General features: G+C 75.3%; 21 protein-coding genes. 8 read left to right on the top strand and 13 right to left on the bottom strand.

Annotated features, from left to right (window positions below; translation table 11 throughout):
• Positions 1-303 precede the first annotated feature (303 nt).
• The gene (locus tag GA0070560_RS14650; protein WP_091296694.1) at positions 304-1,104 is read left to right on the top strand and encodes a SigB/SigF/SigG family RNA polymerase sigma factor; all 801 of its coding nucleotides are present in this window, start codon (positions 304-306) and stop codon (positions 1,102-1,104) included.
• 79 nt (positions 1,105-1,183) lie between these two features.
• On the opposite strand, the gene GA0070560_RS14645 is transcribed toward GA0070560_RS14650, so the two are convergent.
• Both GA0070560_RS14645 and GA0070560_RS14640 read right to left on the bottom strand, forming a co-directional pair.
• The gene (locus GA0070560_RS14645; RefSeq protein WP_091296690.1) at positions 1,184-1,816 is read right to left on the bottom strand and encodes a response regulator; all 633 of its coding nucleotides are present in this window, start codon (positions 1,814-1,816) and stop codon (positions 1,184-1,186) included.
• The gene (locus GA0070560_RS14640) at positions 1,813-3,009 is read right to left on the bottom strand and encodes a sensor histidine kinase (RefSeq protein WP_091296686.1); all 1,197 of its coding nucleotides are present in this window, start codon (positions 3,007-3,009) and stop codon (positions 1,813-1,815) included. Before GA0070560_RS14640 ends, GA0070560_RS14645 begins: the two co-directional genes overlap by 4 nt.
• Positions 3,010-3,186: 177 nt before the next feature.
• Here GA0070560_RS14640 and GA0070560_RS14635 point away from each other — a divergent pair, with 177 nt between their 5' ends.
• The 4 genes from GA0070560_RS14635 to GA0070560_RS14625 all read left to right on the top strand — a co-directional run bounded on the left by GA0070560_RS14635 (position 3,187) and on the right by GA0070560_RS14625 (position 6,195).
• Positions 3,187-4,251, top strand: a complete 1,065-nt coding sequence (locus GA0070560_RS14635; RefSeq protein WP_091296683.1) for an ABC transporter permease — start codon at positions 3,187-3,189, stop codon at positions 4,249-4,251.
• Positions 4,248-4,925, top strand: coding sequence for an ABC transporter ATP-binding protein (locus GA0070560_RS14630; RefSeq protein ID WP_091296679.1), 678 nt, complete (start codon positions 4,248-4,250; stop codon positions 4,923-4,925). Before GA0070560_RS14635 ends, GA0070560_RS14630 begins: the two co-directional genes overlap by 4 nt.
• 170 nt (positions 4,926-5,095) lie before the next feature.
• A complete protein-coding gene (locus tag GA0070560_RS29450; RefSeq protein WP_245675523.1) occupies positions 5,096-5,539 on the top strand; it encodes an FUSC family protein in 444 nt (147 codons plus the stop codon).
• Entirely contained in the window at positions 5,449-6,195 is a 747-nt protein-coding gene (locus GA0070560_RS14625; RefSeq protein WP_245675522.1) for a hypothetical protein, read from the top strand. Before GA0070560_RS29450 ends, GA0070560_RS14625 begins: the two co-directional genes overlap by 91 nt.
• Positions 6,196-6,231: 36 nt before the next feature.
• On the opposite strand, the gene GA0070560_RS29800 is transcribed toward GA0070560_RS14625, so the two are convergent.
• The 5 genes from GA0070560_RS29800 to GA0070560_RS29050 are packed head-to-tail and all read right to left on the bottom strand — an operon-like array spanning position 6,232 to position 10,272.
• Positions 6,232-6,354 (bottom strand): hypothetical protein, encoded by a 123-nt coding sequence (locus GA0070560_RS29800; protein ID WP_281184256.1) that lies wholly within the window; start codon positions 6,352-6,354, stop codon positions 6,232-6,234.
• A gap of 36 nt (positions 6,355-6,390) precedes the next feature.
• Entirely contained in the window at positions 6,391-8,889 is a 2,499-nt protein-coding gene (locus GA0070560_RS14620) for a tetratricopeptide repeat protein (RefSeq protein ID WP_091296676.1), read from the bottom strand.
• The gene (locus GA0070560_RS14615; RefSeq protein WP_211565847.1) at positions 8,886-9,239 is read right to left on the bottom strand and encodes a hypothetical protein; all 354 of its coding nucleotides are present in this window, start codon (positions 9,237-9,239) and stop codon (positions 8,886-8,888) included. Before GA0070560_RS14615 ends, GA0070560_RS14620 begins: the two co-directional genes overlap by 4 nt.
• Complete coding sequence (locus tag GA0070560_RS29055; RefSeq protein WP_211565845.1) at positions 9,236-9,811, bottom strand: kynureninase/PvdN C-terminal domain-containing protein; 576 nt, start codon at positions 9,809-9,811, stop codon at positions 9,236-9,238. Before GA0070560_RS29055 ends, GA0070560_RS14615 begins: the two co-directional genes overlap by 4 nt.
• Positions 9,751-10,272, bottom strand: a complete 522-nt coding sequence (locus GA0070560_RS29050; protein WP_211565843.1) for an aminotransferase class V-fold PLP-dependent enzyme — start codon at positions 10,270-10,272, stop codon at positions 9,751-9,753. Before GA0070560_RS29050 ends, GA0070560_RS29055 begins: the two co-directional genes overlap by 61 nt.
• 418 nt (positions 10,273-10,690) lie before the next feature.
• Here GA0070560_RS29050 and GA0070560_RS14605 point away from each other — a divergent pair, with 418 nt between their 5' ends.
• Positions 10,691-11,617 carry a diacylglycerol kinase family protein gene (locus tag GA0070560_RS14605; protein WP_091296673.1) on the top strand — a complete coding sequence of 309 codons (927 nt, stop codon included), beginning with the start codon at positions 10,691-10,693 and terminating at the stop codon, positions 11,615-11,617.
• Here GA0070560_RS14605 and GA0070560_RS14600 read toward each other — a convergent pair.
• From GA0070560_RS14600 to GA0070560_RS14590, 3 genes are all read right to left on the bottom strand, one after another.
• On the bottom strand, positions 11,580-12,575 hold the full coding sequence (locus tag GA0070560_RS14600) for an EamA family transporter (protein WP_091296669.1): 996 nt from the start codon (positions 12,573-12,575) through the stop codon (positions 11,580-11,582). The two genes, GA0070560_RS14605 and GA0070560_RS14600, sit on opposite strands and share 38 nt — an antisense overlap.
• An 80-nt stretch (positions 12,576-12,655) precedes the next feature.
• On the bottom strand, positions 12,656-13,366 hold the full coding sequence (locus GA0070560_RS14595) for a TetR/AcrR family transcriptional regulator (protein WP_245675521.1): 711 nt from the start codon (positions 13,364-13,366) through the stop codon (positions 12,656-12,658).
• 80 nt (positions 13,367-13,446) lie between these two features.
• On the bottom strand, positions 13,447-14,211 hold the full coding sequence (locus GA0070560_RS14590) for an HAD family hydrolase (protein WP_091297097.1): 765 nt from the start codon (positions 14,209-14,211) through the stop codon (positions 13,447-13,449).
• A gap of 86 nt (positions 14,212-14,297) precedes the next feature.
• On the opposite strand from GA0070560_RS14590, the gene GA0070560_RS14585 reads away from it, so the two are divergent.
• On the top strand, positions 14,298-17,159 hold the full coding sequence (locus GA0070560_RS14585) for a DEAD/DEAH box helicase (protein WP_091296665.1): 2,862 nt from the start codon (positions 14,298-14,300) through the stop codon (positions 17,157-17,159).
• A 171-nt stretch (positions 17,160-17,330) separates the two neighbouring features.
• Here GA0070560_RS14585 and GA0070560_RS14580 read toward each other — a convergent pair whose 3' ends face one another.
• From GA0070560_RS14580 to GA0070560_RS14570, 3 genes are all read right to left on the bottom strand, one after another.
• Complete coding sequence (locus tag GA0070560_RS14580; protein ID WP_245675520.1) at positions 17,331-18,044, bottom strand: SAM-dependent methyltransferase; 714 nt, start codon at positions 18,042-18,044, stop codon at positions 17,331-17,333.
• An 81-nt stretch (positions 18,045-18,125) separates the two neighbouring features.
• Positions 18,126-19,046, bottom strand: coding sequence for a 5'-3' exonuclease (locus GA0070560_RS14575; RefSeq protein WP_091296663.1), 921 nt, complete (start codon positions 19,044-19,046; stop codon positions 18,126-18,128).
• A 61-nt stretch (positions 19,047-19,107) separates the two neighbouring features.
• The gene (locus GA0070560_RS14570; protein WP_091296660.1) at positions 19,108-19,326 is read right to left on the bottom strand and encodes a hypothetical protein; all 219 of its coding nucleotides are present in this window, start codon (positions 19,324-19,326) and stop codon (positions 19,108-19,110) included.
• A 214-nt stretch (positions 19,327-19,540) separates the two neighbouring features.
• On the opposite strand from GA0070560_RS14570, the gene GA0070560_RS14565 reads away from it, so the two are divergent.
• On the top strand, positions 19,541-20,641 hold the full coding sequence (locus GA0070560_RS14565; RefSeq protein WP_091296657.1) for a DUF4037 domain-containing protein: 1,101 nt from the start codon (positions 19,541-19,543) through the stop codon (positions 20,639-20,641).
• The last annotated feature ends 46 nt before the right edge of the window (positions 20,642-20,687 follow it).

Genomic DNA, 20,687 nt, shown 5'->3' with positions numbered 1-20,687 from the left:
CCGTCTCAATCTCGGGTCGGGTGCACGGGGTCGTCGACATCCGGGAGCGCTCCCACAGGAGCGTAGAGGTGTCGGTAACGTCCGTGCAACATGTCGATGCGTCGAAGTCCGCGCGAATCCGGGGTGCGCCCGACCGTGCGGTGAAGTGTCGCGCCCGGTTCTCGTTCAGAGCTGGTTTCACCCTGTATGGTGCCTTTGTCCATCGTCCGTTCGGTTGATTGATGGCAGACCCTTGGTCTAGGGTGGGTGCCTGAGCGGGGGACTGGTAGGTCCCGCCACGCCGTACGGCACGGAAAGGACGACATGATCACCACGACCGTCAGGGCAACCAGCAGCACCTCGGCCACCGGCAACGAGGAGCGTGCCGGCGAGCTCATCACGGCGCTCGCCGCGATGCCGGCAGAGCACCCCGAGCGGTCCGCGCTGCGCGACAAGGTGATCGAGGCGTGGCTGCCGTTGGCCAACCACCTCGCCGCCCGCTACAGCGGCCGGGGCGAGCCCAACGGCGACCTGGCCCAGACGGCGGCCCTCGGCCTGATCAAGGCGGTGGACCGGTTCGACGCCTCGCGGGGCGTGGACTTCGCCGGCTTCGCCATCCCCACCATCCTCGGAGAGATCAAGCGGCACTTCCGCGACCGCACCTGGAACATCCGGGTCCCGCGGCGGCTGCAGGAGCTGCGGCTGCGCATCACCGAGGCCAACGGCACCCTCACCCAGACGCTGCACCGGGCCCCCACGGTCGCCGACATCGCGGCCCACCTCGAGATCACCGAGGAAGAGGTCCTGGAGGGTCTGGAGGGCGCCCGCGCCTACAACGCCGTATCGCTGTCCACCCCGATCGGCGACGGCGACAGCGCCACCGAGCTGGGCGACACCCTCGGCGCCGAGGACAACGAGTTCGAGCTGGCCGAGCTGCGGGTCGCCCTCGGCCCCGCCCTGGCCACCCTCGACGAGCGTGAGCAGAAGATCCTGACGCTGCGCTTCTACGGCAACCTCACCCAGAGCGAGATCGCCGCCCAGGTCGGCGTCTCCCAGATGCACGTCTCGCGACTGCTCGCCCGCGCGCTGGTCAAGCTGCGCGGTCAGCTGGTCGACGCCCACTGAGCTCCCGTACGCCGTGCCCGGGCACGGGTGGCGGCCGACCCACGGGGCCGCGCCGTTCAGGCTCGGCGGCGCCCGGGCCTCAGCGGCGGATCAGCCCCCGCTCCCGGGCCACCGCGACGGCGGCCGTGCGCGACTCCACCCCGAGCTTGCCGTAGACGTGCACCAGGTGCGTCTTGACGGTGGCCTGGCTCAGGTGCAGCCGGCGGCTGATCTGCTGGTTGGACAACCCGTCGGCGACCAGTCGCAGCACCTCGCTCTCCCGGGGCGTCAACGCGACCCCGGGCGCCCGCACCCGGTCGATCAGCCGGTGGGCGACCGCCGGCGCGAGCGCCGACCGGCCGGCCGCCGCCGCCCGCACCGCCGCGGCCAGCTCCTCCGGCGGGGCGTCCTTGAGCAGGTAACCGGTGGCGCCGGCCTCGACCGCGGCGAGGATGTCCGCCTCGGTGTCGTACGTGGTCAGCACCAGCACCCGGGGCGCGTCGGGGCGGGCGACGATGGCGGCCGTCGCCTCGACACCCTGCATGCCGGATCCGAACTGCAGGTCCATCAGCACCACGTCCACCGACTCCCGGGCACACACCGCCACCGCCTCCCGCGCCGTCGCCGCTTCGGCGACCACGGTGAGGTCCGGCTCGGTGGACAGCAGGGCGCGCAGCCCGGAGCGGACCACCGGATGGTCGTCGGCGAGCAGCAGCCGCACCGGCCGGCTCACCCGGACACCTCCGCCGCCCGGTCCGGCGGGGTGAAGCTCACCGCCACGGCGGTGCCCTGCCCGGGCACGGACTCCACGCTGAGCGTCCCGCCCAGCTCGGCCGCGCGGGCCCGCATCGAACCCAGGCCGAACCCGCCGTCGGCGCTGTCCCGGCCGACCGCGGTGGCCGGGTCGAAACCGACGCCGTCGTCCACCACGTCGAGGGCAACCTGCCCGCCGAGGTAGCTCAGGGTCAGCTCCACCCGACCGGCGTGGGCGTGGGAGACGGCGTTGGCCAGCGCGGACTGGGCGATCCGCAGCAACGCCACCTCGTACGCGGTGGGCAGGGGTCGTGGTGTGCCGTCGAGACGGAACCGCACCACCGGGCCGGCGTCGCCACCACCGGCGGCACAGAGCCGGCGCAGCGCCTCGGGCAGCGACCGCGCCGCCAGGGCGGGCGGGGTGAGCGCCCGCACGAAGCGCCGCGCCTCGGCCAGGTTGTCCTGCGCCGCCCGGCGGGCCTGCTCGACGTGACCGGCAACCACGTCCGGCCGCTCGGGCATCGCCCGCTGCGCGGCGCGCAGCAGCAGTTGGATGCTGGACAGCCCCTGGGCGAGGGTGTCGTGGATCTCCCGGGCGAGACGTTCCCGTTCGGCGAGCACCCCGGCGGTGTGCTGGGCCTCGGCCAGATCGGCCCTGGTCGCGGTGAGCTGCTCGATCAACCGGCGGCGGCGCTCGCTCTCCCGGTACAGGGCCTGGTAGCCGAGGACGGTGGCGACCGCGACGGCGGCCCCGATCACCGGACCGATCACCCCGCCGGGGGCGAGCGCGCCCTGGTGCCGGGCCACCCCGCCGACCGCCGCCGCCGTGGTGGCGGCCACCGCGACCGTCCCCCACCGTACGGGCAGCAGGTGCAGGTGCAGCAGGAACAGTGGGAACGCCAGCCACACCGCGTCCGGGGTCAGCCAGAGCAGCCCCGCCCAGCCCACGGTCAGCACGGCCAGCCAGCCGACCGCCGTACGACGTGACCGGGGCAGCACCGCCGCGACGGCCCAGCCACCGGCCAGGGCCGCCGTGGCGAGGAGCACGCCGGCACGGTGCGGCTGCTGACCGGTCAGCGCGCGTCCCGCGACCACGGCGAGCAGCGCGGCGACCAGCAGGTACAGGCTGATCCGCACCGCGCGCGGCGGCGGGACGGGCGGGTGCGGGCTCACGATGCCTCCAGGCTAGGCGGCGGCCCGCCGCCGCCATCAACCAAAGGGTTGATCCCGGGCTGCGCACTTCGACCGCCGGCCGCCGATCGGCGGGGCGATGCCGGCAGGGCCGGACCGGGCGAGCGTGGACGGCGTACCGCCACGCCCTCGGCGTGGCCCCGCAACGGAAGGCTCGTCATGTTCGTCGCCTGGAGGGACCTCCGGTTCGCCAAGGGTCGCTTCGCCCTGATGGGCGTCGTCGTCACCCTGATGACCCTGCTCGTCGTGCTGCTCTCCGGCCTGACTGCCGGCCTGGGCCGGGAGAGCACCTCGGCGGTCACCGGGCTCCCCGCCGACCACCTCGTCTTCGCCGTCCCCGACGGCGACCTGTCCTTCACCGCCTCCCGGGTCACCGACGCGCAGTGGCGCCGCTGGCGCGAGACGCCCGGGGTCACCGCCGCCGACCCGCTCGGCGTGGCCACCCTGCGCGCCGGCGCCGGGGACCGGACGGCCCCGCTCGCCGCGTTCGGCGTACCCCCGGACTCGGCCCTGGCCCTCGGCGGACTCGCCGACGGGCGGGTCGTGCTCTCCCGCGGCGCCGCCGACGCCCTGGCCGCCGGGCCGGGCTCGACCGTGACCCTCGGCGCGGTCCGGCTCACCGTGGCCGCCGTCGCCGGGGACGCCTCCTACAGCCACACCCCGGTCGTCTGGACCTCGCTGGCCGACTGGCGGCGCACCACTCCCGGCGTACCCGACGACGCCGCCACCGTCCTCGCGCTGACCACCACCGGCGACGTCCGGTTCGACGCCGTCGACCGGGAGCTGGGCACCCGGACCGTCACCCGGGACGCGGCGCTGTCCGCGATCGGCTCCTACACCTCCGAGAACGGATCGCTGCAACTGATGCGCGGGCTGCTGCTGGTGATCTCCGCGCTGGTCGTCGGCGCCTTCTTCACCGTCTGGACCATCCAGCGTGCCGGTGACGTGGCCGTGCTCAAGGCCCTCGGCGCCGCCACCGGTCACCTGCTGCGCGACGCGCTCGGGCAGGCCCTGGTGCTGCTGCTGGCCGGCACCGTGGTGGGCACCGGGCTCGCCGTGGCCGTCGGCGCGGCGGCGGCCGGACAGGTGCCGTTCGCGCTCACCGCCGGTTCGGTGCTGCTGCCGGCGGTCGTGACGATCGTCCTCGGCGCGGTGGGCGCCGCCCTTGCCGTACGGCGGGTCACCGCCGTCGATCCACTGACCGCCCTGGGGAGCGCCCGATGACCCTCGACCTGTCCGACGTCACCCTGACCTACCCCGACGGCGACGCCCGCCTCACCGCCCTGAACGGGGTCAGCCTGAGCGTGCCGCCCGGCACTGTCACGGCCGTCATCGGTCCCTCCGGCTCCGGCAAGTCCAGCCTGCTGGCGGTGGCCGCCACTCTGATCCGCCCCGACCGGGGGCGGGTGGTCGTCGCCGGGGTGGACACCGGCGGCCTGGACCGGGCCGGGGCGGCGGCGCTGCGCCGGGCGCGGATCGGCATCGTCTTCCAGCAGCCGAACCTGATCGCCTCGCTGACCGCCGCCGAGCAGTTGCAGGTGATGGCGCACCTCGCCGGCCGCCCGGTACGCCCGGCCCGCGCCCGCGCCGAGCGGCTGCTCGCCACCGTCGGCCTGGCCGGCCAGGTGGACCGCCGCCCCCACCAGCTCTCCGGCGGGCAGCGGCAGCGGGTGACCATCGCCCGGGCCCTGATGAACGACCCGGCGGTGCTGCTCGTCGACGAGCCCACCAGCGCCCTCGACCACGACCGGGGCGCGGCGGTTCTCGACCTGCTCGTCGAGCTCACCCGCGAGCGCGGCACCGCCACCGTGCTGGTCACCCACGACCGGGGGCACCTGGACCGGGCCGACCGGGTGGTGGAGATGGTCGACGGCCGCCTCGCCGTGTCGACCGGCTGAGACCGCCGGCCCCGCCGTAGCTACCGGCCGGGTCGGCGCGGGGCGGCTCGCGGCGGCTCCCGCCCCGGCGACTAGGTGCGCGTCGGCGGGGAAAGAAGCGGCATGCCGTCGCCCGGACGCCCGCCGCGTTCCGCGGGCCGACCGGTCCCAGTCCGGCGCGCGGGGCCCCGGTGAGCGCCGTCGGGACGCTGCGCCGGGAGGCCCGGGAGGCGTACGAGCGGCTGCGCACCTACTTTCTCGTCGCCGTGCAGGCGGAGGTGGCGGCCGGCCTGTCCTGGTTCGTCGCCAGCAGTGTGCTGCACAACCCGCAGCCACTGTTCGCGCCAGCCGCCGCGGTCGGCACCATCGCCGCTGCGATCGGCAACCGGATCCGGCGGACCGCCGAGCTGCTCGCCGGGGTGAGCCTCGGCGTCCTCGCCGGTGACCTGATCATCGAGGTCATCGGCGCCGGTCCCTGGCAGACCGGACTGGTGGTGGCGTTGTCCATCTCGGTGGCGGCGGTGTTCCGGGCAGCGGCGCGGTCATGGTGCAGGCGGGTAGCACCGCCGTGCTGCTGGGCACCGTGTCGCCGACCGGACCGGACCTCGCCTTCCCGCGTACTGCCAACGCCGTGATCGGCGGGGGAGTGGCCGTCGTGGTGGCGTTGCCGATCCTGCCGTTGAACCCGGTGCGGGTGGTGCACCGGGCAGCCGGGCCGACACTCGACCTCTTCGCCCACCAGATGACGGTGGCCTCCGAGGTGCTGACGCGCGGCGACGCGGACCGGGCCGAGGCGGTGTTGCGGCGGCTGCGGGCCGCCGAGGTGGAACGACGGCAGACCACCGAGATCGTGGCGGCGGCACGGGAGATGGCCATGCCGTCGCCGTGGCCGTGGCCGTGGCCGTGGCGGGCGTTGCTGCGCCGCTACGAGCACGCCGCCGAACACCTGGAGCTGGCGTTCACCAACAGCCGCAACATGGTGCGCCGGATGGTGAGCCTGCTGGAGGCCCGGGAGCCGGTGCCGCCGGACCTGCCGCTCGCGATCGAGCACTTCGGGCAGGCGCTGCGGCTGCTGCACCGCGACTTCCTGGCTGGCGGTACCCCGGACATCGCCCGGACCCGGGCGCTGGAGGCGGCCGCAGAGGTGCAGCGGGCCCGGACTGCGGGACTCGGGTGCTCCGGCACCATCGTGGTGTCACAGGTGTGCATCGTCGTTAGCGAGCTGCTTCAGGCATCCGGCCTGCCCAAGGGGGAGGCGGATCGGATGGCCGGCCTGCACGTGCGCCACTGACCGCCAGCGGTGGCCGCCCCGCGACGACCGCCACGGTCAGGCCGGGCTGCGGACGAAGATCTCCTCGTCCCACGACCCGTCGTCGGTCTGCAGCCGGTACGCGGCGGCGGCCCCGCCGGCGAGGCCGAGCAGCACGACCACCGCCGTGCCCGACCGCACGGTCGGCTCGGCCTCAGGGGCCGGAGCGTACCCGGGTCAGCTGTTGAAAGAACCCGCGCCCAGCTCCCAGCGGCGTAGGTCGGCGGGGGACTGCTGGGCCCGCATGGCCGCGATGTTCTCTCGGAGGTGACGCAGGTGCTTGGAGAATGCCTGCGGATTCGCCCCGCCCCAGCGGGCGAAAATCTCTTCGGCCTCGGCGTTGAGCTGGAACGCCTCGGCGCGACGGCCCAGTTGCCAGAGGTACCCGCTCAGGTTCGCCAACACGGCGGCCAGGTCGAGCTCGAAGGCCACCGCGTTGGCGCGGACGAGGTCGCGGTATATGCCGACCGACTCCTCCGCGATCGCCACCGCGGCCGTCAGTTGGCCCAGCTCGGCGTGACGCAGGCCGACCGTGTTCAGCGCGAGCGCCAGTTCGGGCCGATACACCGACGGCTCGTCCTCGCTGAGCCGACGCCAGATCTGCTCGGCGCGACGGACGGTCGAGAGCGCCTCGCCGCCCCGTCCGAGGTGCGCCTCGATCACCGCCAGGTTGGTGAGCGCCCCGGCCAGGCCGACGTCCTCGACCGTCGAGCCGGGGCCGCCGGTGAACAGAGAGACCGCCCGCCGCGCCACCACCTCGGCCTGTTCGTGGCGGTAAGTGTGCGACAGCCGGAGCGCGAGATTGTCGAGCGTCTCGGCGAACGTCGAGCGGTACGACTCGGCGTCGACGCCCCGATCCTCGGCGAGGGGGCTGAGCAGTTTCACGGCGCGTTCCACACTGGCCAGCGCTGCGGAGTAGCGGTTCACGGCGGCGAGGCGGTGACCCCGCACGTGCAGGGCTTGGGCGAGCAGCGCAGAGGTCTGCGCGGCGGGACGGGAGGCCAGCGCGGCCTCACCGGCCGCCACGGCCAGGTCGGCCTGCTCAAGCGCCGCCTCCCGGTCCCCGGCGTTGGCCAGGCGACGCCCGTACGCGATGTGTGACCGGGCGCGCTCGACCGGATCCAGGTCCCGGGAGAGGCGGTCCGAGACGAGCCGGGCCATCACGTCGCGCGCCACGTTGTCGAAGTCGACGTGACGCCTGGACGGCAGGACGGGTTCGATGCGCGCCAACAGTCCGACGTCGACGCTCGGCAGGTCGACGATTCTGGCCAGCACCGCACCGCCGGCAGCGGTGGCCAGCGTCGGGTCGTCCCGTAGCGCTGGCAGGAGCACCCCACTGGCCACGTGCTGCCAGCTGGCGGCCACCTCGGCGAGCACGGTGAGTGTGCTGGCCCGAACCTGGGCCGCCGTTGCGGTCGGCATCCCGTCACCCCGTAGCAGGGTCCGAACTGTCCCGACCGCCCACGGCCTCGGCGGGTGGGACGACCAACCGTGACCCGGCAGGGCCAACGCCAGGTATGCCTCCCCGAGTCGGTCGGGCTGCAGCGGCTCCAGCATCGATCCGGCGTCCCGGGGTGGGTAGCAGGTGGCGTGGTCGGCCAGTAGCTCCGCCAGCCCGGCCGACCCGGTACCGGCCCCGACGGAGCCCAGGATCGCCTGGGCCACGTCGTACGGGACGGGGCCGGCGAGCGTTGCGGCGAGAACGGCGCGGTCGAGCTGCTCGGGCCGGCTGGTTACGGCGGCGCCGGCGAGGAGCTGCTGCCAGTGCCCGACCTCCCGGTCGAGTAGGTAGCCGTACATGTCCACCAGCGTGGACGGCGTCGGCGCGCCCGGATGGCGGCTTGCGGCCACGGCGACGAGCGCGGCCAGTTGGAGGGTCAGCGCTGTACCGTACGCCGGGTCGGCCAGGTCCGGCACCCGCACCGCGTCGGTGCGGACGTGCGGGACGAGCGCTGCGAAGCGGGTCGCGGCGGCACGGAAGAGCCGCTCCCGATCGGCCCGGTCGGGAGCCAACGGCGGCAGCTCGCGCTCCTGCGTGGACATGCCGAGCGTGCGTAGCCAGTGCCGCAGCGTCTGCCACCAGTACCCGAGAGACCGGGCCAGCACCAGCACCCGGACCGGGCCGCCGCGGTGCAGCCGGGGATCGGTGAACAACGCCCGCAGATCGCCGGCGGGCCAGCGGTCGCCGTAGTCGACCAGCACCAGCATTCCATGGTCTGTCCGGTGCGGATCGCCTGCGGGTGCGGGATCCGACGCCCCCGGATCGCGGTGGGCGCGCAGCACCTCCCAGCCGGCCTCCCGCGCCGTTTCCGCGAACTGGTCGGCGAGGCGCGTCTTGCCCTGGCCGCCCGGCGCGTGGATGAGCCGTACCTCCCGGTCCCCTCGGATGTACGGGGAGCCCAGCCATCTCCGCAGCGACCGCTGCTCGTCCTCACGGCCCAGGAACGGAACCACGCGGTGCCGGGCGTCGAGCAGTTCCGCGAGGCGCAAGGTCTCCGCCGGGCGCGGTGGACCACTGGCTAGCGCGGTCAAGCGGTAACGCGGCAGACCGACGATGACATCGCCCTGAACGTACCCGGAGACGGCGACGCTGCCCGGGGCGCCGGCCCAGGCGCCGCCGGTGTTCGTGACCACGTACCCGGCCGGGGTCGAAGGGTCGGAGCGGTCCCGGCTCATCGGTCGCGGCGGCGGATCCCGCTGATCGCCTGTCCGTCGTCGCCGGCAACAGCATCTCCGGTGCGCGAGACCTCCATCGGGGTGGCGTCGCCGGCCGGCGCGTCGATCCCCGTGTTGGCGTATCCAGCGCCCGAAGCCGTGGCCCGTCCGGTGACGCGCGCCCGGCTGCCCGCCCGAACGGCCGAGAGCGCGGCCCACACGGCGACCCCGACGCCAGCCACCCCCGCCAGCGCGGACACTGCCGTGGCGACCTTGTCGGCCGAGTCCCCACGCAGGACGACGAAGGTGGCCGCCAACAGGGCCACCAGTGCTCCGGTGGCCAGCAGCACCACGTGACGGCTCGAGTTCACACCGTCATGGTGACACGGCTGTCCAGTGGGCCGGAATCAGCTGCCCGGCCGCCTCCCCGCGCCCCTACCGGACACGGGCCGGCCCCGCGCGACGGTATCCGGGTCCGCGGGTGGTGGCCGGGCTCATCCACCACCCGCCGGCACCTGAGGCCGGTCGGAGCCACGGGAATCCGGCCCCGCCACACCCCGTCGCAGCCGGGCGGGCCCGGCTCAGGTGACCCGGGACGCCTCGCCCGGCATCCGCCGCCACGACCCCCGCTCGGCGATGTCCCGCAGCCGGTCCATCGCGTCCCAACGTCGACGTACCGGGTGTAGAGCGGCGCCGGCCCGAGCCGCAGCCGGTCCGGGGCACGGTGATCGCCGACGACCCGGCCCTGCTCGGCCAGCGCCCGGGAGATCCGCAGCGCCTCGGGGTGGTGCAGCGAGACGTGACTGCCCCGCCGCGCCGGGTCGCGCGGGGTGGCGACGGTGAAGCCGTACGGGGTGAGCCAGGCGTCGGCGAGCGCGACGATCAGCTCGCCGAGGCGACGGCCCTTCTCGCGTACCCGGTCGATGCCGGCCTCGGCGAGCACGTCCAGCGCCGGGGGTCCAGGGTCGCCATGGCCAGGATCGGCGGGGTGCCCACCTGGAACCGGTCCAGGTCCGGCACCGGGTCGTACCGGGGGCCCATGAGGAACTGGTCGCGCTGGCCGAACCAGCCCTGGATCGGCTGCCGGAGCCGCGACTGCACCTCCTGCCGCACGTAGAGGAAGGCGGGCGCGCCGGGGCCGCCGTTGAGGTACTTGTACGTGCAGCCGACCGCGAGGTCCGCCCCGGTGGCGGCCAGTTCGACCGGGACCGCCCCGACCGCGTGCGACAGGTCCCACAGCACCGTCGCCCCGACCTGCCGGGCGGCGGCGTTGACCTCGGCCATGTCCAGCAGCGCGCCGCACCGGTAGGACACCGTGGAGAGCACCACCAGGGCGACGTCCTCGTCCAGCGCCGCCCGCAGCGTCCGCAGGTCCAGCCCTTCGTCGAGGTCCGACGGGAGCATCCGCAGGGTCAGCCCGCGCGCCTCGGCGAGCCCCTGCAGGACGTACCGGTCGGTGGGGAAGTCCTCCTTCCCCTGGTCGGGGGCGCGGCCTTGTCGAGCAGCGGTTGGGGGCCTGTCGAAGTGCCATCGTCGCCTCTTCCTGTGGCGGACGGCGCCGGTAGTCCGGCCGGCGGCGGGCACGCGACCGGCCACCCGTCACGCGCCGTCGTCGGGCCCGCCGTCGTGGTGACCCCGCCCGGCCCCGGTGTCGGGCCGTGACCGGGCGAGGGGTTGCCCCTGATGATGCCGGTCGCGCCGGGGCGCTCGCCTCTTCCCACGTGCGCAGCGCGCGTCGCGGACCGGGCGGGCGCGCCCGCGTCGGTCCGCGTCGGCTGTTGACCGTCGTGGCCGGTGGTGGCGACGCCGGCCGTACCGTACGGTGCTCGCCGTGACCGCAGACGATCACCGTCCGACCGGCCCTGTCGCCGTGCTCGCCAACCCCACCGCCGGCCGGGGCCGGCATCGTAACCTGCTGCCCCGGCTGCTGGAGCGCCTCGGTGAGGCCGGCCGGCCGGTGCGGCTGCTGTCGGCGGGCACCCCCGACGAGGCGGAGGCGGCGTGCCACGCCGCGGTCGCCGCCGGGGCCACCGCGCTGGTCGCCGTCGGCGGTGACGGCACGGTGCACCGGGCGTTGCAGGCGGTCGCCGGTACGACGGTGCCGTTCGGCCCGGTGCCGGTGGGCACCGGTAACGACTTCGCCGGCGACACCGGCTTCCCGGCCGACCCGCTCGCTGCCGCCGCGGTGATCGCCGCAGCGTTGCGCGACGGGCGCAGCCACCCGGTCGACCTGGCCCGGATGACCGGCCCGGGCGGCGTCGACCGCTGGTACGGGGCGGTGCTCGCGGCCGGCTTCGACGCGATCGTCAACGAGCGGGCCAACCGGATGCGCTGGCCGCGCGGCCCCCGCCGGTACGACCTGGCGATCCTGGTCGAGCTGGCCCGGCTGCGGCCGCGCCGGTACACGCTGCGCCTCGACGGGCAGGAGCACACCCTCGACGCGGTGCTGGTGGCGGTGGGCAACTGTGCCAGCTACGGCGGTGGGATGCGGATCTGCCCCGACGCGGACCCGCACGACGGGCTGCTGGACGTGGTGGTCGGTGGCCGGTTCGACCGGCGCACCCTGATGCGGGTCAAGCCGCGCATCTACCAGGGCACCCACGTGCGGCATCCGCTGGTGCGCAGCTTCCGGGCACGGACGGTGGAACTGGCCGCCGAGGGCATCACCACCTATGCCGACGGGGAGCGGGCGCTGGATCTGCCGGTGCGGATCACCGCCGTGCCGCGGGCGGTGCGGCTGCTGGGCTGAGCTGTCCGTCCGGGCCTGCCGCGACCGGCCCGTCAGGGTCGGCCGCCCGGTCACGGCCGGTGCTGCGCGGCGCGGCGGCCCGGACCGCGCCGACGCTGGCGGCGACGACGAGGCCGATGGCGAGCAGCTCCACCGCGTGCAGCTCCTGGCCGAGCACGAGCCAGCCGGCGAGGGCGGCGATCGCCGGGCCCAGGCTCATCAGCACGGCGAAGGTGGCGGTGGGCAGCCTGCGCAGCGCCAGCAGCTCCAGCGTGTACGGCAGCACCGAGGCGAGCAGGGCCAGCCCCGCACCGAGGCCGAGCACGGCGGGATGCCACAGTCGGCCGCCGGCGTCGGCCAGCCCGACCGGCAGGGTGATCAGCGCGGCCACGGTCAGGGCGAGGGCCAGCCCGTCCGCGTTCGGGAACCGGCCGCCGACCCGGGCCGAGCAGACGATGTACGCCGCCCACATCGCCCCGGCCACCAGGGCGAGCCCGGCGCCGAGCGGGTCGAGCCGGTCGAAGCCGCCCTGGCCGAGCAGGGCCACCCCGGCCAGCGCGAGGCCGGCCCAGCACCAGGCGGCCAGCCGGCGCGCGGTGAGCACGGACAGCGTCAGCGGGCCGAGCACCTCCAGGGTGACCGCCGGGCCGAGCGGGATCCGTTCGATGGCCTGGTAGAAGATCGAGTTCATGCCGGCGAGGGCCAGTCCGAACGCCACCACCGAGGCCCAGGCGGCCTTGTCGTGCCCCCGCAGCCGGGGCCGGCACGCCAGCAGCATCAGCAGCGCGCCGATGGCCAGCCGCAGCGTCACCGTGCCGGCGACCCCGGCGCGCGGGAAGAGCAGCGCGGCGACGGCCGAGCCGAACTGCACCGACAGCGCCCCGCCGAGCACCAGCCCGACCGCGGTGGCCCGCCCGGAGCCGGGGCGTGCCGACCGGCCGGCGGTGCTCGGGACGGTGGGCGGCAGGGTCTCGGTCATGACGGTGACGCTATGACCTGCGGGCGGAGCACGGACACGCAGGTCCACCGGTGCTCATGACCGTCGGGCCCTGCCGCCGCTCAGGTGGACGTCGGGCGGCGGTGTGCGCCGGCGATCCGGTCCAGCCACTCGGCGAGCAGCGCCCGCTCGGCGTCGGTGAGGTCGCCCGTCAAACGCGGCAGCGCGGCCCGCAGCGCGACCGCGTGCCGGACCGGCCGGTCCGGTGGGCGCAGGGCGCGGGCGGCCGGACTGTCGGCGCAGACGGCCGCGACGACCGCCTCCCGGGTGACGTCGGACAGCGCCGGGTCGCCGCCCTGGATCAGGGTCAGGGTCACCCCGCAGCTCGCCGCGTGCGCCATCTCCGCCGCCCGCTCGACGTCGACGCGCAGTCGTCCGGCCTCGGCGACCCGGACGACGAGCTGCCGGAAGATGTCGGCGGCCACCCGGGCGGCGGTGGGGCGGACGCCGGGGCGGGGGTCGCCGTACATGAGGGTGTGGAAGGCGGGGTTGGCGACGCCGAACCCGACGTGCATGTCCCAGCCGCGGCGCAGGTCGTCCACCGGGTCGTCGGCGGGTTCCCGGGCCGCCTGGGCGTGCAGGTACGCCGCGAAGCCGTAGCTGGCCGCCGCGTCGAGCAGCCCGCGCATGTCGCCGAACTGGCGGTAGATGGTGGGGGCCTGGACCCCGGCGGCCCGGCTGACCGCGCGGGTGGAGACGGCCTCCCGACCGCCCTCGGCGAGCAGCGCGGCGGCGGCCCGCACGATCCGGTCCCGGGCGGACGTCTCGGTCACGACAGCGACGATAACCTTCCGGTGTTAGCGGCGTGCGCCAGCGCGGGTATCAAGATCGCGCTAGCGGTGCTACTCGCTGGTCAGCGGGGCAGTGCCAGGTCGAGCACCGCGCCGAGGCCGTTGTCCCGCCCCGGCTCGGCGCAGGGCAGCACCAGCACCGCGCAGCCGGCGTTCACCGCGCCCGCGTCGGCCGGCGTGTCGCCCACCATCAACGCCCGCTCCGGGTCGACGCCGAGCATCCCGCAGGCCCGCAGGAAGATCCCCGGATCCGGCTTGCAGCGCCCCACCTCGTACGACAGCGCGTACGCGTCGACCAGGCCGTCGAGGCCCCAGGCGGCCAGCAGGGGCCGGATGTCGAAGCCGATGTTGCTCACCACCGCCACCTTCACCCCGCCCTCGCGCAGCGCCCGCAGCGTCGCCGCCACCCCCGGGTACACCACCCAGCCGTCCGGGACGAGCAGCCGGTCGTAGAGCGCGTCGGCGAGGCCCTCGATCCCGGTGTCCACCGTCTCGGCCAGCCCCGTGTACGCCCCACGGTGCGCGTGCTCGTACAGGTCCCGGTCGGCCCAGAGCTCGGCCAGCCGGGGCGGCACCCGCGCCGGCAGCGGCCCGCCGGCCCGGCCCGCGGTGACCAGCCGGTCGGCGAGCGCGGTGGCCCGCATCCGCTCCAGCGTCACCCCGCACGCCGCGGCGGCGTGCCGCACCCACTCGTGCGGCTCCTCCACCTGGGCCAGGGTCCCGTGGAAGTCGAACAGCACCGCCTCGACGGGGCGGCGGGGCGGGCTCGGGCGGACGTCGTCGTCGGCGCCGCTCGGGGTTCGGGGCGGTTCGGCATGATCCGGCACGTCGTGCACCCTACCGACCGCGTCCGACCGCCCTGCCGGTTGGCCTTGCCGGGTGACCGTCGGTGGTACGCACTAATCTTGAAGACATGTCGAGCCCCGCCGAGCGGTACGCCGCGGCGCGCCGCCGGGCCGCGCAGGCCTCCCAGTTCCCGGCCCTGGACGAGTTCGCCCGCGACCTGGGGTTCGACCTCGACGACTTCCAGCGCGAGGCGTGCCAGTCCCTGGAACGCGGCAGCGGCGTGCTGGTCTGCGCCCCTACCGGCGCGGGCAAGACCGTCGTCGGCGAGTTCGCGGTGCACCTGGCTCTGCGCGGCGGGCCGCCGGCCGGCCGGTCACCGGCGCGCGAGGTCGCCCCGGGCGCGGGCGACGAGGTGGTCCCGGCGGCCGGTGGTGAGGTCGCGCCGTCCCCGGGTGCCGGCACCCGCCGCAAGTGCTTCTACACCACGCCGATCAAGGCGCTGTCCAACCAGAAGTACCACGACCTGGTCGACCGGTACGGTGCCCAGCAGGTCGGCCTGCTCACCGGCGACAACGCGATCAACGGCGACGCGCCCGTGGTGGTGATGACCACCGAGGTGCTGCGCAACATGCTCTACGCCGGCTCCAGCACCCTGGAGGGCCTGGCCTACGTGGTGATGGACGAGGTGCACTACCTCGCCGACCGGTTCCGCGGCGGGGTCTGGGAAGAGGTGATCATCCACCTGCCCGCCTCGGTCACGCTGGTCTCCCTGTCGGCCACCGTCTCCAACGCCGAGGAGTTCGCCGACTGGCTGGTGACCGTCCGGGGCGAGACCGCGGTGGTGGTCAGCGAGCACCGGCCCGTGCCGCTGTGGCAGCACATGCTGGTCGGCAAGCGGATGTTCGACCTGTTCCACGACGCCGACGCCGCCCGCAAGCACGACGTGCACCCCGAGCTGCTGCGTTACACCCGCGACACGATGCGCCGGCTGGAGCTGGGCGAGGGCCGCAGCGCCGGCCCCGGCGCCGGGCGACGCGGTCCCCGCTGGCGTGGCCCGATGCGTCCGGACATCGTCGACCGGCTCGACCGGGAGGGGCTGCTCCCGGCGATCCTGTTCATCTTCAGCCGGGCCGGCTGCGCCACCGCCGTGCAGCAGTGCCTCGCCGCCGGGCTGCGGCTCACCTCGCCGGAGGAGCGCGCCGAGATCCGCCGGGTCGTCGAGTCCCGGGTCACCGCCATTCCCGGCGAGGACCTGACCGTGCTCGGCTACTGGGAGTGGCTCGACGGGCTGGAGCGCGGCCTGGCCGCCCACCACGCCGGCATGCTCCCGGTGTTCAAGGAGGTCGTCGAGGAGCTCTTCGTCCGCGGCCTGGTCAAGGCGGTCTTCGCCACCGAGACCCTGGCGCTGGGCATCAACATGCCGGCCCGCTGCGTGGTGCTGGAACGCCTCGTCAAGTTCAACGGGGAGGCGCACGTCGACCTCACCCCGGGCGAGTACACCCAGCTCACCGGCCGGGCCGGGCGGCGGGGCATCGACGTCGAGGGGCACGCCGTCGTGGTCTGGTCGCCGGAGACCGATCCCCGGCACGTCGCCGGCCTCGCCTCCACCCGCACCTATCCGCTGCGTTCCAGCTTCCGGCCGTCGTACAACATGGCGGTCAACCTGGTCGGCACGGTCGGCGTGGAGCCCGCCCGGGCGCTGCTGGAGTCCTCGTTCGCCCAGTTCCAGGCGGACCGGTCGGTGGTCGGCCTGGCCCGGCAGGTGCAGCGCAACACCGAGACCATCGAGGCGTACGGCGCGGAGGCGGCCTGCCACCACGGCGACTTCGACGAATACTTCGCGCTGCGGGTGGCCATCGCCGACCGGGAGCGCGCCCTGGCCCGGCAGGGCCAGTCGCAGCGCAAGGCGGCGGCGGTGGCCTCGCTGGAGCGGCTGCGCGTCGGCGACGTGATCCGGGTGCCGTCGGGCCGTCGGGCCGGGCTCGCGGTCGTCCTCGACCCGGCCACCGGCGGCTTCGGCGAGCCCCGCCCGCTGGTGCTCACCCAGGACCGCTGGGCCGGCCGGGTCAGCCCCGGCGACTTCACCAGCCCCGCCGAGGTGCTGGCCCGCATCCGGGTGCCGAAGCACTTCAACCACCGTTCCCCGGCGGCCCGGCGGGACCTGGCTGCCGAGGTCAGCGGCACCGGCCTGGACCGGCACGGCGGCCGTCGCGGTGGCCGGTCCCGGCAGGCGGCCGGTGAGGACCACCGGCTCAGCCAGCTCCGCACCGAGCTGCGCCGGCACCCCTGCCACGCCTGCGCCGACCGGGAGGAGCACGCCCGCTGGGCCGAGCGGCGTCGCCGGCTGGAGAAGGACACCGAGGAGCTGCGCCAGCGCGTGGCCGGCCGTACCGGCTCCCTCGCCCGTACGTTCGACCGGATCGTGGCGCTGCTCACCGCGCGCGGGTACCTCTCCGCCGACGGCGGGGTGACCGACGCCGGCCGGATGCTCGGCCGGATCTGGACCGAGGCGGACCTGCTGGTCGCCGAGTGTCTGCGCCGGGGCGTCTGGGACGGACTCTCCCCGGCCGAGCTGGCTGCCGCGGTCTCCGTGGTGGTCTTCGAGGCCCGGCGGGATCTCGACGAGCGCGCGTCGCTGCCGCGCGGTCCGGTCGCCGACGCGGTCGAGGAGACACTCAAGCTCTGGAGTGAGATCGAGTCCGACGAGGCGAACCGTGGCCTGGCCGTGACCCGGGAGCCGGACTTCGGCTTCGCCTGGCCGATCTACCGCTGGGCGCGGGGCGAGGCCCTCGCGAAGGTGCTCGCCAGCGGCCACCAGATCGACGGCGAGATGCCCGCCGGCGACTTCGTCCGTTGGGCGCGGCAGGTTGTCGACCTGCTCGGCCAGCTCGCCGACTCCGGGGGCGCGTCGACGGAGCTGCGCGCCACCGCCCGGCAGGCCATCGCCGCGGTCAACCGGGGCGTGCTGGCGTACCACGCCTCGGCCTGACCCGTCACTCCCGGTCACCGTCGTCCGCCGAATCGACGCATCGCGCTGGCCCCGCGACAGCACCCCCCGAAGTGCCCGGGGGTGCTGTCGCGGCTGCCGGGGGCACCCGTGATCATGCTGCTGCGCGCGCCGGTAATGACTGGGGGGACACGCCGCCGTGGCGGAGATCAGTCACTTTGAGTACGGGTGGAGCACACCCGTGTCGAGTGGTGCGCTGTCCGTGCTGGGCTCGGCCCTCGGGCTGGTCTGCGCCGGTCCACCCGGGTGGAAGCGGAACAGCTCGCCGGCCGGGTCCAGCGGACGCGGTGACCCGGTCAGCCGGTGGACGCCGACGGAGAAGAGCACGTCGTGCGGGGCGTGGAAGGCCCGCTCCTGGAAGCCGGCCTCCCGCAGCCACCGCCGGAGCGCCGGGGTGCGGTCGGGTGCCCTGCGGCTGCGCGTCCAGACCACGGTGGCGTCGGGCGCGCAGAGCTGGGGAAGGGCGTGCACGGTCCGGCGCACGTCGAAGTCGGGAACGTTGCCGAAGACGCCGACCATGAGCACCAGGTCGGCGGGGACCGCGCCGACGTAGGAGGCGAGCTTCCCGGCGTCGGCCCGCAGCACCGTCACGGTGTCCAGGCCGGCGGCGGCCGCGCGGGCGGCGGCGACGTTGCCGGGATCGTACTCCACCAGGGTGGCCCGCACGCGGGCCGCGTCGTCCCGCCCGGCCAGCACCCCGATCAGGTCGTGGCCCTGCCCGGCGCAGGCGCTCACCGCTGTCAGGGCCCGGCCCGGACGCTCGTCGAGCCACCGCCCGATCTCCTGGCGGACCAGCTCGAGCCTCCGGGAGAGCGGGGAATCGGGATCGGCGTAGTCACGGTGCCAGGCCTGCCAGTCGGTCGTCACCGCGTCGGGCCTGACGCGCTCGTGCGGATCGCCGCCCGCGAACGCCGCACCACCCTGTTCACGGCGACCGAGCACCACGGCTCAGGCCCGGTCGGCGAGGGCGTCCACCAGCCGCCGGCAGGAGCCGGCCAGGTTCCACCGTTGCGCCAGCGCGAGCAGCCGGTCCGGGTCCGCCGGGGCCGTCGGCAGCGCGGTGGTCAGCTCGGGCAGGGGCACGTCGGTGGCGACCCGCACCACCTTCGGCGCGACGGCCAGGTAGTCCCGGGCGGCGTCGAGCCGGGTGCGCAGCCCCGGCGCGAAACCCGAACCGGGCGTGTCCAACGCGGCGAGGATGCCGTCGAGGCCGCCGTAGCGCTCGATGAGCCGGGCGGCGGTCTTCTCGCCCACCCCGGGCACCCCGGGCAGCCCGTCGCTCGGGTCGCCGCGCAGTGCGGCGAAGTCGGCGTACCGGTCGGCGGGGACGCCGTAGCGGGCGCGCACCGCCGCGTCGTCGCAGTCCTCCAGCTTCGCCACTCCACGGCCGACGTAGAGCAGCCGCACCGGGCGGGCGTCGTCGACGAGCTGAAACAGGTCCCGGTCGCCGGAGACCACCTCCACCGGGGCCGGCTGGGTCACCGAGAGGGTGCCGAGCACGTCGTCGGCCTCGTATCCGGTGGCGCCGATCGCGCGGATGCCGATCGCGTCGAGCACCTCCAGGATCACCGGCACCTGGGGCGACAGGGTGTCCGGCACCTCCTCGCCGCCCTCCGGCGCGACGCGGTGCGCCTTGTACGACGGCAGCAGCTGCACCCGCCACGCCGGCCGCCAGTCGTAATCCAGCGCGCAGACCATCCGGTCCGGCCGGCGGGTGCGGATCAGTTGGGCGAGCATGTCGAGGAAGCCCCGTACGGCGTTGACCGGCTGGCCGTCCTCGGCCCGCGCCGCCGACTCGGGTACGCCGAAGTAGGCCCGGAAGTAGAGACTCGGAGCGTCGATCAGCAGGATCGGGGGTCGGTGTGCCACGCCCGACAGCCTGGCACAGGCGGGTGACGACGTGGGGGATGCCCGGCGGCCTGTGCTGCGGTCAGCGGCGCTCGCGGTCGGCGTACAGCGCCTCGCGGCGGGCGACGCGCTGCACCGCGTAGCTGGTCACCAGCAGGGCGATCGCCAGCACCACCTCCAGCCAGGCCAGCGCGCCGTCGGCGACGGTCAGGCCGAGCAGGAGCAGGGCCAGTCCCGCCACGGCGAGGATGCCCGCCCAGAGCAGTCGTCGCCGGCGTGCCGCCGCCCGGTCCTGTGCCACCGCGTCCGCCTCTCGTCGCCGCTGTGACCAGGCTATCCGCGCCCGTCGGCCGGCGGGCCGACAACCGCGACGTCACGGGCGCGGCGGCAGCGTGGCCGAGCCGGTCGGCGGCGGGCCGGCGGAACCCGATCTGCCGTGAGCGTCGTACCCGGCAAATGCGGAGCCCGTGGAACGAGGTGTCGCCGCCCCCGGCCGCCCGGGAAGACTGACCGGCATGCCGTTCCTGCCCGGACTCACCCTGAGCCGCCGCTTCCACGACGAGGTCGTCGCCCCGCTGCTGGCTCGCCGCCTGCCGTGCCTGCGGTACGCCGCAGGGCTGCTCGACGGTGGGTCGGAGCTGCTCGGCCTGGACACCGCGCGTTCCACCGACCACGACTGGGGGCCGCGCGTGCAGCTCTTCGTCGCCGACGCCGCTGATGTCGGGCCGGTGCGCGCCGCGCTGGACGAGCTGCCGGCCGGGTTCCTCGGCTGGCCGACCCGGTTCGCCGGCGGCCCCGGCGTCCGCCTCGGCGTCGTGGACCCGGACGGCGACCGGCACGGGGTGAGCGTGCACGAGCTGTCGGGTTGGCTGCGTGGCCGGCTCGGTGTCGACCCGGCCGCCGGGCTCGACGTCGACGACTGGCTGTCGGTGCCGACCCAGCGACTGGCCGAGCTGACCGGCGGCGCGGTCTTCCACGACGGGCTGGCCGGGGCGCTCACCCTCGCCCGGGCCCGGCTGGCCTGGTACCCGGACGACGTCTGGCGGCATGTGCTGGCCGCCGCCTGGACCCGGGTGGGCCAGGCCGAGCACCTGCCCGGGCGGTGCGCCGAGGTCGGCGACGAGCTGGGCAGCCGGGTGGTGGTCGCTGGCGTCGCCCATGACCTGATGCGCCTCGGGCTGCTGCTGCACCGCCGCTGGCCTCCGTACGACAAGTGGCTGGGCACCCTGGTCGCCCGGCTGCCCGGCGCGGCGCCACTGGTCGCGGCGCTGTCGGCCGCCCTCGGCCCCGGTGGCTGGCCGGACCGGCAGGAGGGGCTGGCCCGGGCCCTGGAGACCGTCGCGGGCTGGACCAACGACACCGGGCTGGCCGCGCCGGTCGACGCCCGGGTGCGGCCCTTCCACGACCGGCCCTTCCTGGTGCTCGACGCCGGGCGGTTCGCCGCCGCGCTGCGCGCCGGGATCACCGACCCGGCGTTGCGGGCACGCCCGCCGGTGGGCGCGGTCGACCAGTACGTCCACAACGTGGACGTACTGACCCACCCGGACCGGGCCCGCCGGGTGGCGGCGGCCGTGCTGCCCACGACGGCGGTCAGCCCACCGGCGTCGCCCGCCTGACCGGCTCGTCCGCGTCCAGTCCGGTGAGGTCAGGCAGCCGGCGAAG

Source organism: Micromonospora halophytica, assembly GCF_900090245.1.
In the GTDB taxonomy this organism is placed as follows: Bacteria; Actinomycetota; Actinomycetes; order Mycobacteriales; family Micromonosporaceae; genus Micromonospora; species Micromonospora halophytica.
Note: the sequence above shows the minus strand (reverse complement) of the source record. Positions and strands in the feature narration are given on the sequence as shown.